This is a genomic window from Methylobacterium dankookense (assembly GCF_902141855.1).
Lineage (GTDB): Bacteria > Pseudomonadota > Alphaproteobacteria > Rhizobiales > Beijerinckiaceae > Methylobacterium > Methylobacterium dankookense.
In genome coordinates this window covers 1-10,383 of sequence record NZ_CABFVH010000085.1, presented here as the reverse complement: position 1 = coordinate 10,383, position 10,383 = coordinate 1, and the positions used below count along the sequence as shown (strand labels likewise).

12 protein-coding genes are annotated in these 10,383 nt (G+C 67.1%); all 12 read right to left on the bottom strand.

The window, feature by feature from the left end; genetic code table 11:
* Positions 1–538 precede the first annotated feature (538 nt).
* Entirely contained in the window at positions 539–952 is a 414-nt protein-coding gene (locus MTDSW087_RS28935) for a hypothetical protein (protein WP_186384042.1), read from the bottom strand.
* Positions 921–1,478: a hypothetical protein gene (locus tag MTDSW087_RS31150; RefSeq protein WP_238179672.1), complete on the bottom strand. Its 558-nt coding sequence runs from the start codon at positions 1,476–1,478 to the stop codon at positions 921–923. The genes MTDSW087_RS28935 and MTDSW087_RS31150 overlap by 32 nt, the downstream gene beginning before the upstream one ends.
* Positions 1,479–1,495: 17 nt before the next feature.
* Positions 1,496–1,687: a hypothetical protein gene (locus MTDSW087_RS28925; protein WP_144769123.1), complete on the bottom strand. Its 192-nt coding sequence runs from the start codon at positions 1,685–1,687 to the stop codon at positions 1,496–1,498.
* Positions 1,684–2,019: a DUF3307 domain-containing protein gene (locus MTDSW087_RS28920; protein WP_144769121.1), complete on the bottom strand. Its 336-nt coding sequence runs from the start codon at positions 2,017–2,019 to the stop codon at positions 1,684–1,686. Before MTDSW087_RS28920 ends, MTDSW087_RS28925 begins: the two co-directional genes overlap by 4 nt.
* Before the next feature lies 1 nt (position 2,020).
* Positions 2,021–2,230, bottom strand: a complete 210-nt coding sequence (locus MTDSW087_RS28915; RefSeq protein ID WP_144769119.1) for a peptidoglycan-binding protein — start codon at positions 2,228–2,230, stop codon at positions 2,021–2,023.
* A 1-nt stretch (position 2,231) separates the two neighbouring features.
* Positions 2,232–2,519: a Pam3-gp28 family putative phage holin gene (locus tag MTDSW087_RS28910; RefSeq protein ID WP_144769118.1), complete on the bottom strand. Its 288-nt coding sequence runs from the start codon at positions 2,517–2,519 to the stop codon at positions 2,232–2,234.
* Between the two features lie 76 nt (positions 2,520–2,595).
* The gene (locus MTDSW087_RS28905; protein ID WP_144769116.1) at positions 2,596–3,288 is read right to left on the bottom strand and encodes an NlpC/P60 family protein; all 693 of its coding nucleotides are present in this window, start codon (positions 3,286–3,288) and stop codon (positions 2,596–2,598) included.
* Between the two features lie 141 nt (positions 3,289–3,429).
* Positions 3,430–5,460 (bottom strand): hypothetical protein, encoded by a 2,031-nt coding sequence (locus MTDSW087_RS28900; protein WP_144769114.1) that lies wholly within the window; start codon positions 5,458–5,460, stop codon positions 3,430–3,432.
* A 7-nt stretch (positions 5,461–5,467) separates the two neighbouring features.
* Positions 5,468–6,259 (bottom strand): hypothetical protein, encoded by a 792-nt coding sequence (locus MTDSW087_RS28895; RefSeq protein ID WP_144769112.1) that lies wholly within the window; start codon positions 6,257–6,259, stop codon positions 5,468–5,470.
* Between the two features lie 109 nt (positions 6,260–6,368).
* Positions 6,369–6,611, bottom strand: coding sequence for a hypothetical protein (locus tag MTDSW087_RS28890; RefSeq protein ID WP_144769110.1), 243 nt, complete (start codon positions 6,609–6,611; stop codon positions 6,369–6,371).
* The gene (locus MTDSW087_RS28885; protein WP_144769108.1) at positions 6,604–6,906 is read right to left on the bottom strand and encodes a hypothetical protein; all 303 of its coding nucleotides are present in this window, start codon (positions 6,904–6,906) and stop codon (positions 6,604–6,606) included. The genes MTDSW087_RS28890 and MTDSW087_RS28885 overlap by 8 nt, the downstream gene beginning before the upstream one ends.
* Positions 6,907–6,922: 16 nt before the next feature.
* Positions 6,923–10,273: a host specificity factor TipJ family phage tail protein gene (locus tag MTDSW087_RS28880; protein WP_144769106.1), complete on the bottom strand. Its 3,351-nt coding sequence runs from the start codon at positions 10,271–10,273 to the stop codon at positions 6,923–6,925.
* Positions 10,274–10,383 lie beyond the last annotated feature (110 nt).

Sequence of the window (10,383 nt, the reverse complement as noted above, 5' to 3'; positions counted from 1 at the left end):
TGCGCCCGTCACCGTCCCGGATCGAGCCTTCCGGCTACCCATGGCCGCCACCATGCAGTAGCCTCTCAATCGGCTCGGTCCAAAATGCCGGTCAGGTCATGTCCGCGGAGCCAACCGGAGGAAGCTCTCGGGCAATATGGCCGATCGGCTGGGCGATGACGCTATACCCGCACCGAGTAACCAGGTGCGGGGCGGAAGCCGGATTGTTGAGGAAGATCAAGCACCTATTGGTGCGGTGGCTCCCCGAGCAGGACTCGAACCTGCGACAAGGCGATTAACAGTCGGCGCCAACGTGCTGATGGGAAACGAGCGTGTTACGATCGAGGCCCGGTCTCGGTCTGAGATTAATCACCAACACGTTGGCGTTTAGCGCTGTTACATTTGCGCTTTCAGGATCGGGCCCGACCGGTCGTGCAGGGCTGGCTCTAGGCGTTTGGCGGCTCGGGCGGCTGCTTCAGGCTCATGCCGAGGATGATGCCGACGAGCAGCGCTATCCCACACCAAACGGCGCTGAGATCCTGCTCTACGGGCGGGCACGTCATCGGCTTGGCCAGAAGCCACCACCCTTGCGATGGTCGCTCTCTCCTTTCCGATGCTCGCCGTCGAAGTGATCGAGCCGGGTCATCAACGTGTCCAGCACCGAGGCGAGCCGGCTGCTGTGATGGGCCTCGTCCGAAGCCGTGTCTGCGCGAATCGCTGCAGCGAGATCCTTGATCGCCGCCGTGAGGTCGGCCGTCGCCATGCTGTCGTAGACCGCCCCGCCAGCCGTCGTTGCTACGTCGCGCGCGACCTCCGGCTTCAGCTTCTCGGCCTTTAGAGCCTCCGTCCGATAATCGAGGAGGGTCTTCACGAAGCCGTTGAGGGGGACCAGTACCGCTGCGATCGCCGCCGCGATCCCGCCGAGGATGGCGGGCCACGAGTCAAGTTGCTGAAGAGCTTCCGGTGCTGCCACCGTTCCGCCTCCTGCGCGCTCTGATCCCGAAGGTATCCTCCGCCGCCATGTCGCTGGCCGCGCGGCCGGAGGCGTGCAACTCGGCAATGGCAAGGACGCTGTACACTGCGACGCCTGTGACGACCGGAGGTGCCGCCATCAGGAAGCCGACCGCGATAGCGAGCCAGAAGGCGAATCCGCCAAGGCACCCGAAGGTCCGGATCAGCGACGTCTCTCTGCCGCGGCGGCCATTGATCCATAGCGCCAGGAGCCGCAGTGCCCCAAAGAAGACGCAGAGTGAGCCGGCCGTGGTCTCGCTGACCACGCTTGCGATCACCCGAAAGCTCGGGGCGCTGAAGGTGTTGGTCGGTCCGAGCAGCACGATCCCGACGCTGAGCGCGATCCAGGAAAGCCAGATCTCCGCCCAGCGGGTTTGCCCGTAGCGGACAGCGCGCCGGATTCGCTCGTTGATGATGGGATCGGGGTCATAGACAGGCACATGGCCCCCCTTTCCTGAGTACGGATCGAAACTCACGCCGAAGGTCATATTCTTTCCGGACTTGATCAGCGTCCTGCCCCGCAGAGGGCCCGCCATTTCGTGTTGAAGATGCGCAGCTGCCGGCGCGTCTCTGCGGTGTCGGTCCGGCTGTAGCGGACCGGCTCAACGGTTTGGCAGAAACGCGCGGCATCCGGGACGGGATCAGGCGCGCTGCAGGTGAGCACGAAGAAGCCGACTGCGCAGGTGAAGGTGCTCATGGTAGCGGTCCGAACAGGGAAAGTGCGCCGAACCATGCGAGCTTGCAGATGACGTGCAGACCCTGGTCGACGTTGTAGGAGAGGCGGCCGGAGCACTTCGTCCGGTCGATAATCGCGTGGGCGATGAACTCGCACCCGGCGAGCACCCACGATCCGGTCGAGAGCTTCACGGCGCCCGCGTGGATCGCCGCGTGACTAGCCAGCGCGCCAGGCCAGATCGCCTCGCCCGGGATCAAGCTCAGCGTGTGGTTCTTGGCCTTGCTGAGCCAATCGCCCTGGAGCGGGTAATCCGCCAAGGCGTGCCCGACGAGCATCCAGAGGAGCGAATCCATTTCAGTCCCTCAGGTCGCGAGGATCGTCGGCTGCGTCGGCCGCGGCGGCGCCCGCTTGGCGCGCCGCATGTTCCTGCCGGTCGGCCTCGCGCAGGCTATCCGCGCGCTGCGTGGAGGCGCCGAGGTCGCGCAGAGCCTGCTCGGCCCGCTTCGTCGCCAGCCACCGATTGAGGAAGCCGACGACGAAGCTGATGATGAGATTCCAGGGCACGTTAGATCGGCTTCACCTTGTCGCTCGGGACCGCGCTGGCCACAGCGGGTGCAGCCTGGATCGAGGCCACCTCCGGAAGGGCAGCCGCCGCGGCGATGAGGTTCTTCTTCGAGCGAGCGACGAGGCCCCAGATGGTCGCGCCCACCGCAACCAGGGCGCCGCCGAACACGAGCAGCTGATCGGTCAGGGCCGCGGCCTGCTCCGGCGCGATCCATCCCCTGGTCACCGCGATGGTGCCGCCGATCTGGAGGAGCGTGCGGGCAAGGGAGAGGTACTGTTCCTGGTTCATGATGGTGTCCTATGAGGGGTGCTCGGCGGGCCCGGCCGGCGCGGGTCGAACTCATTCCAAAATGGAAAGGGTTGGGTCAGGCCTCGTTCGTGGAGAGGGCGCCGCTGGCGGAGACCATGACGCGGCCACCGGACGGCGCAGCGGCGGTCGAGGGCCAGCGGATGCCCTGGCACCGCGCCTTCTCGACCCACGTCTCCGAGACCTGGTTGGACTGGTTGCCGCCCAGCACCCGGTAGGCATCCGAGCGCTCGCCCGCGTAGAAGCCGACGTGGCCGCCGCCGGTCCGCTTGAACACGAGCACCGCGCCGATCGCCGGGATCGCCAGGGGCATGCCGAACTGCAGCCAGTTCAGGGCGTAGTAGGGGTTCGCCACCATGCGCTCCTCGGGCAGGGTGAGCGCGATGCACGTCTCGACGAAATCGCCGCACCAGGGCAGCTTCGCGGGATCGCCGAGCGTCTTCCCGTCGCTGCGCAGCCAGGCCATGAGGACCGAGCGGTTGCGCACCTCGTGCAGGCCCATCTTCCGGCGCGCCTCGGCGTACCAAGGCGGGATGGGAGCGGGTTTCGTCACCGCGGAGGGGAACAGGCGGGTCAGGGTCCCCGCATCGGCCACGCCCGTGACCTTCAGCCCCTCTGCGGCCTGGAAAGCCTTCGTGCCCGCGATCGACAGGCGCCCCCAGCGGCCGTCATCGCCCTTGCCGGAAGGGCCTCCCTTTCCAAGGTCATAGCCCCGCGCGATCAGGGCGCGCTGGATCTCGTCGATCTTCATCCTCAGGTCTCCGCATGGCGACCTGAGGAGCGCTATTTTTTCGAGGGCCTACGACCAACCAATAGGCCGATCGAGGAGCCCCGCGCCTACGGCATCGTCAGCCGGCGCACGGTGGCGACCCAGCGCAAGGCGCTGGCGCCGTCACTGCTTGGTGTAGGTGAGCGAGCCCGTAATCACGGACGTGTTCGAGAAATTGGCATCGCTGAGGTTACCGGCGCCGGTCGCCCCCTGCTGGGCGAGCTGGGCGAGCGTCGCACCGGGGCCGACCTGCGCATAAGGCGACGTGATCCCGCTCACGCCGGAGGCGGCAATGAAGGGGCTCATCCCGCCATACGCGACCGCGCCACCTGCCGAGGCGAATGGCAGACCCGCCAGCGTTGCGACGCCCGTCGAGGTGCCCTTGGCGCTCAGGCCGAGATAATACTGCATCCGCACCGTGCGGCCGTTGACCTCGTAAGAGCACGCCTGGCCGCCGCCGACATAGGCGAGGCCGGCCGCCGCACCGCCGAACTGCAAGCCGATTGAGCAGGCCGACTGGCCGAAGCCGTAGATGCTGTTGCGCAGCGAGGTCGCGTCCTCGACATAGCCGTTGTATCCGACCGCCGAGAACTGTGTCGTCGCCTTGAAATCGATCGTGTTGTCGCTTGACCCAACCAGTTTCACGCCCGGCGAGCCATTGTTGTTGCGGTTGTAGTCCCGCACGGTCCCGGTGAATTTGCTGTTTGTGGTGCTGACGAGGTTGAGCCCGATATCGGTCGTGACGAGGTTCCCGAAATGCATCGTCACGTAGGAGGCGCCCTCGACGTAGGCGGCGCTGCCATAGGAATGGCCGGTCCAAGACGTGCCGGCGACACCCATAAAGGACATGAAGGGGGCAGGGCCCTTTTTGAAGTACCAGCCTTCCCCCGTTGTCGTATCGGTCTGATCGCCGTTCCAGAACATGAACTGGCACGGCCAAGTGGAGGAGCCGCTGTCGCACGCATAGACGCCGCGCACACCGTTCAGCCATTGGTTGTTGCTGTAGATCGACCCGGTGCCGTGCTTGGCCCGGAGGCCGTAGAGCGCCACGTTCTGGCAGATGTTGCCGGTCGCGATGACGGCGTTGTTGCCGAACGTGTCGTTCGGGTCGGTCGGCAGATCCTGCCACAGGCAGGTGCCATTCTGCTGGGTGCCGAGGCCGTCCCAGCGGTTGCGCTCCACGCGCAACTGCCAGGAACCCACCGCCACGATCCCACGATTGCAGCCGAGGAACAGGTTGTCGGTGATCGCGCTCGTGTCCGTATAGGACCAGTCGACCCCGTCCGCCTGATAGACATTCATGCCGGCGCAGTAGAGCGCCAGACCGCGCACGGCAACCTTGGTCGTCGGGGCGGTGACCGTCGCGGACACCTTGAATAGCTGGTAGGTGCCGGCACCCATGGACTGGACGCACGAGCGCAGGGAGCCGTCGCCGACGAACTCCAAGCCGTGTTTGCCCGTCATGTCGATCGAGCCGCTGATGCCGTAGCAGGTCGACCCGTTGCCATGCAGGGCGATCTTGCCGCCGACGCCGGGCAAGGTCCCGTTGCCATAGCCCAAGACCCCCATGGCGGCGTTGATCGGGGCGAGGTTGTCCGTCACCCCGCCGTCAGCCTTGCCGCCGAACATCTCGGGGGTGAGGACGGGCTCTGCAATCGCCCACCAGCGTCCGTCGAGGGACTGGAAACGGCCGAGATGGGAGGGCTGCGAGCCCACCGCCACGTAGCGGGCAGCGCCACCATCACCCTGCGCCGCATAGCCGCCGAGCACCACGGAGGTCGTCGTGCTCGGGATCGGGATCGCGGCTGCCGCCGAGCGCGTCGGGTAGAGCGCAGAGCGCGACTGGAGCGAGGACAGCACTTCCGTCACGCCACCGGTTGTGACGGTCAGATCCTCGGCCCGCCCCTGCTCCACGGCCTTGCGGCCGGCCGGGAGCGCGTTGAGAAGCGTGGTGACGGTGGGATTATTGGACGGGTCGCAGATCGTGAGCGTGCGGTCGGCCCGGTTGAACTCGATGTTCTTCGGATCCGCGCAGAGCGGGTTGCCGGCGGGCGAGCCCCGCCCGGCCACGGCCGAGGAGCGGATGTCGAGGGCGCCGGCCGGGCTCGCCAAGGCGAGCGCGGGCAGCGTCAGGAGGGCGGCGATTTTGCGCATCGGAGCCTCAGGCATCGAGATCGGTGGAGGTGACGAAGGGAAGAGCTTTCAGGGCGCCGCCGACGTTGGCGAGGACGGCGAGTTGCCCGTTCAGGGTGCCGACGCCATAGGTGCCCTGCGGGATCGCTGTGAGGGCGTCGGCCGCGCTCGCGAACGTCCGCACGCTCGTATCGGATTCGAGGATCCAGGGCGTGCCGGGCCAAGCGCCAGCCAGCTTCGGCCCGTACATCTGACGCCTCTGGCCGCTCGCCGTTCGATCCTGGATCCAGTAATCGCCATCGATCCCGTCCGCGCTGATCGGCGCTCGGTTGCCGGACAGGACGGAGTTGCCGCGCTTGCCCTGGCGGCCGGCGATGGCGAGCGGGGTGATGATCGGCTGCTGCCGGGCCGCGAAGGTGACCGACGCACCGATGAACCGCGAGATGTAGGAGAGCAGGCCGGAGGGCTCGCTGTAGCGGATCCGGACCGGCAGGAAGAGGTGCCGCTCGCCGTCGACCACCTCGAGCACGTCCGCGGTGTAGTCCTGGCGCGGGAAGGTACGCGCGATGTCGCGCGGGACGCGGAACACCAAGGTGCCGTCCGTACCGTCCGTCTTGAAGGACAGGCCGCCGCCCTGCGCCATCGTCAGGGTGCGCACCGCCTCGATCAGCGGGCCGCCCTGCTGGCTCGGCGTGATCGGCATCTCGAAGTTGCGGCCTGCGAGGGGAACAGGTGCGTTGCCCGCCTCGGCCGACTGGATGACGAGCTCGCCGTACCAGTCCTCCTGTGTCGTGAAGGCGTAGAGGGGAAAGTCCGCCATGCGATCCACCGGCTCGCCCATGGAAGTTGGACGCTGCCGAGCGGGAGCGGGGCATCGCCATCAGGGCACGACAGCGAGCCCTGATGGCGGAGAGGCCTATTTCTTCGCCCTACGGCGAGTCATGCCCGTTCACCCGCTGATTACGCAGGCCCTCGATCAACGCCTGCTGGGCCTCGACCTCCGCCTGCAGGGTCTTGATCAGGTCCAGCGCCTCCGCCTTCTCTCCGGCGAGGATGACGCAATGCGCCTGGGCCACGTCGCGCTGCCGCGTCAGTTCGGTGAGGCGGCCGTTGATCTGATGCGCGCTCAGCGAGCGCGGCGGCGCGGCGGCCGGCGCGGGCACCTCACTCACCAGCGGCCTCCGCCGGCTCAAGGCTGTCACGCGGCATCTGCATCACCACCAGCAAGCCGACGGTGTTGAGCACGAGCACGTCGGCCCAGGCCGCCGTGGCGGCGCCGTCGAACAGCACCACGCCGACATCGCCGATGCCGTATTCCGGCCCCAGCCCGGTCCGGCTCTTGATGCGGACCCGCGTGCCCGGCGCGAACCGATCCGGGTCCTGCGCGGCGTAGCGCTCGGACAGGAAGGCCAGGATTTCCTCCGGGGTGGTGAGTTCGCGCTTGGAGGTCTCGGTCACGGTGATCATCGCAGCTTCCTTCGTCTCAACGCTTGCTGATCAGGGCCTTGATCTGGCCAAAGGTGATGCGGCCGACGCACTCCGCGCTTCCTGCCTGATAGAAGTAATGCAGGCTGATGCGCTGCTGGCCGGGCGGCAGAACCTCGAAGTCCGTCGAACTGAGGCGACCCGTGCTCTTTTCATTGATGTTCGGCACGCCGCCACCGCCGCCGATCGAGACCGCATTGACGGCTCGTCCATTGTAGATGTTTCCGTTGATCGCGAAGGCGATGCGGAAATCTACCGCGACGTACGTTGCGTTGCTGCCGACCGCCTTCGCATACAGGTCCGACGTGATGTTGAAGGTGATCCCGAACCCGGGAGCGGAATCGACATCGACGATGACGGCCGAGCCCGGCACCTCGCGCCAGACCCCAGCCGAGCCATCCGCGGTGAAATTCTCGACCGTCTGGACGACTTTGTCCGCGGCAGCGTTGGGGGCGATGATGCCCTGCGTCACGCGCAGCACGGGAATCGTCAGGGTCGTGCCGTCGAACGACAGCAGCGGCACCGACGATCCACCCTTCGTGATGTAGAACGCATCCGCGTCCACCACGAAGCGCGACTGCCCGCTGTCGAGCAGGTCGATGTAGTAGCCAGCGCCGTAGGTCTGGCTGCCGCGGGTCGCCGCCACCAGGGCCTGGATGCGGGCCGTCACGCCACCGGGGCCGGACGCCACCTGCATCGAGAACCGGCCGACCGCCGTGCCCGCATCCGAGCGGGCATAGAGGTCGTTGATCTGCGACGCCGATGCGCCGGCCGCGTCGGCCAGTGCGTTCGTGGTGCCGAGGAAATACGCCCGATCGCTGTTCGTCTGCGCGATCAGCGCATCCGTGCGCGAGGCCTGGGCACTATCCCCATCCGCGCGCGCCTGCTGCTCGGAGATGATGGCCGCGGTATTGCTGCCGACTGTTGCGCTGAGGGCGTCAATACGGGTTGAGAGGGCCTGATCCCCATCGATCAGCGCATTGGTGGTCGACAGGAAATACGCCCGATCGCTGTTCGTCTGGACGATGAGGAGATCGGTGCGCGTCGCCTGGGCGCTGTCGCCGTCGATGCGCGCGGATCGCTCCGTCGCAACCGCCGCCTCGGTGCTGCCGACCCGCGTCACGACGGCCGAAAGGTCGGTGGCGAGCGCCTGATCGCCTTGGAGCCGGGTCTGGCTCTCCGAGATGATCGAGGCCGTATTGGCATCGCCGACTGCGGCAGCGGCCAGCACGCGCGCCAGCAGGTCGGCCGCCTGCTCGTTCGCCTGTGCCTCCACGTCGAGAATGTGGGCGATCCGGCTCTGCACGTCCTGCGATAGGCCGGCATAGTCGATCGGCGGCAGCGTCACGACGTCGATGAGGGAGCCGTCGATCAGCAAAGCCGGCACGGCACACTCGGTCTGGACAGCCCGGCAGAGGATCCCGGACGCGGTGATGCACGCAACGCGGGCGAAGACCCGATCGACCGGCGCGAGGGGGATCTCGAACGTCGTGAAGCTGTCCCGGAAGGCCTCCTGCCACGTCGCGCCTAGATCCAGACTCACCTGCGCTAGATAAAGGGCCGCGTTGCGGACTGGGTCCCAGCTCACCGACAGGAATAGCCCGGCGCCCCTTTGATACGCTCGGGCGCTCAGCCGCACGATGATCGGCAGCGTCTGGTCGGTAAAGATGATCGGGACATTCGGGATCGGTGGCACGTCGCCGCCGATCGCCGCGTACACCTCCGGTGCCTCGATCACGGTCTCCAGGGTGGCGATGAAGTCGCGCATCGTGGCGGCAACGACCAAGCCGCGGTACTCACGAGGCGTGCCGATCGAGAAGGCGTAGCTCGGCGGGTCCTCTGTCGCCGCCCGCTGCAGAACCTGCGTGGCCAAGTGCCCCTGCTGGGCTTCAACGCGTGCGAGATCGGCCACATCGAGGGCGATCAACTTCTGCTGCCCCGTTCCCGGCGTGACGAGGATCGGGCCATAGGGCCGCCCATCGCGGCGCCGGAAGCGCACGAAATGGGCGGCCCCGGTCGTGAAGGTGACGGGCGCGTCCAGCGTGATCTGGTACTGCCCGTTGACCTGGAGATAGGTCCGGACTTCCCCGCCCTGGCCCCACGTCTGCGGCAGCTCGCTCTGTACGAGTACGAGATCGCCGCGCTTCAGCATGCGGCCTTCCAGCTCGACCTGGAACGACACGCGCCGGCGCCGGTACCGGTTCACCGCCGCGAGGTGCCGGGCGAGCTCGACGGCCTTGTCCGGCTTGCTCACCCCGGGCACCTCGACCCGGGCCGGCCGCTGGAGACCCTGCGCCGAGGCGGCCTCAGCAGCGCGGTTCGTGCGCTCGTCGAAGTAGCTGACCACCACGCCATCGGCCCAGGTATCGTCGAGCAGGTTCCGCTTGATGGTGAGCGATCCCCGGACAATCTCCTGATCCGTGAACAGCATCCGCGGCGCCTTGGGCTCGTCGCGCACGATGCTGAGGCGGTCGCCTATGAACGCGGGGTTGCTCTTGCAGACCCGAAGCGCGGTCTCGATGGCCTCTTGGATGGAAACCGATCCCTCGAAAAAGTGGTCGAAGGTGTCGCCCCGCGCGGCCGCAGCGTCGCGCTGATAAAGGAGATCGAGCAGGAGCAGGCTGGCGCTGGAGAGGCCGGCCGCATAATCCCGGTTGCGCCACATATCGATGGCCGCGTCGATCGGGTTGCGGCTGGGAGCCATGCTCCATAGACCATCCGCGTACACCTCGATCCGCCGGCAGGCGATCACGCCGACGCGGTTCTGCGACCCGCCGGACAGCTGAGCATCGGCCTTCATCACCGTAGCCAGCATCGTCACGCCGGGGAAGGACTGCGGCCCATCGAGGAGCGCCCGCGCGGCCGTCCAAGAGACGTCGTCGTGCGCCTGGATGTCCGGATCGAGATTGGAATCGCCGTAGGAGTCGCCGCCGCGCCGCGAGCGCACCTGCCACCGGCCACCATCCACCGCGACCTTCTCCGTCACGCGGAAGGCCGTCTTCTTGTTGATGCTGTAGGTTTTCTCGAGCAGCCGGACCCACGGCGCGCTCTCCCCGCCGATCGGCGCGCCTGCACCGTCGATCTTCCGACCCTCCGCCAGGATCGTCGAATTGACCGGGTACTCCTTGGCCTTCCTGGTGGCGCCGGCCCCGGACGGCCAGACGTAGTCCAGCCAGATCTCCTTCGTCTGGGAATCGGGCGGGCTGATGCTGAAGGGGCCGAGCCAGCCGCCGCGGACGGGATCCTTGCTCGGGCTCGGCAGCTGCTGACCCGACACCTCGGTTGCGGAGGTGATATTCACCGGGAACAGCGTTACCTGGTCTCCGGGCATCACCCACTGGGTCTGCACGTCGGAGAAGGTGTGTTTCGGCGTGCAACTTTGACCCCTTGAGGCGGGGGATCGGCGTCCAATTCTGACCCCCTAACCTCGTTCTCGCAGACTGCCCTCTGGTGCGGCCG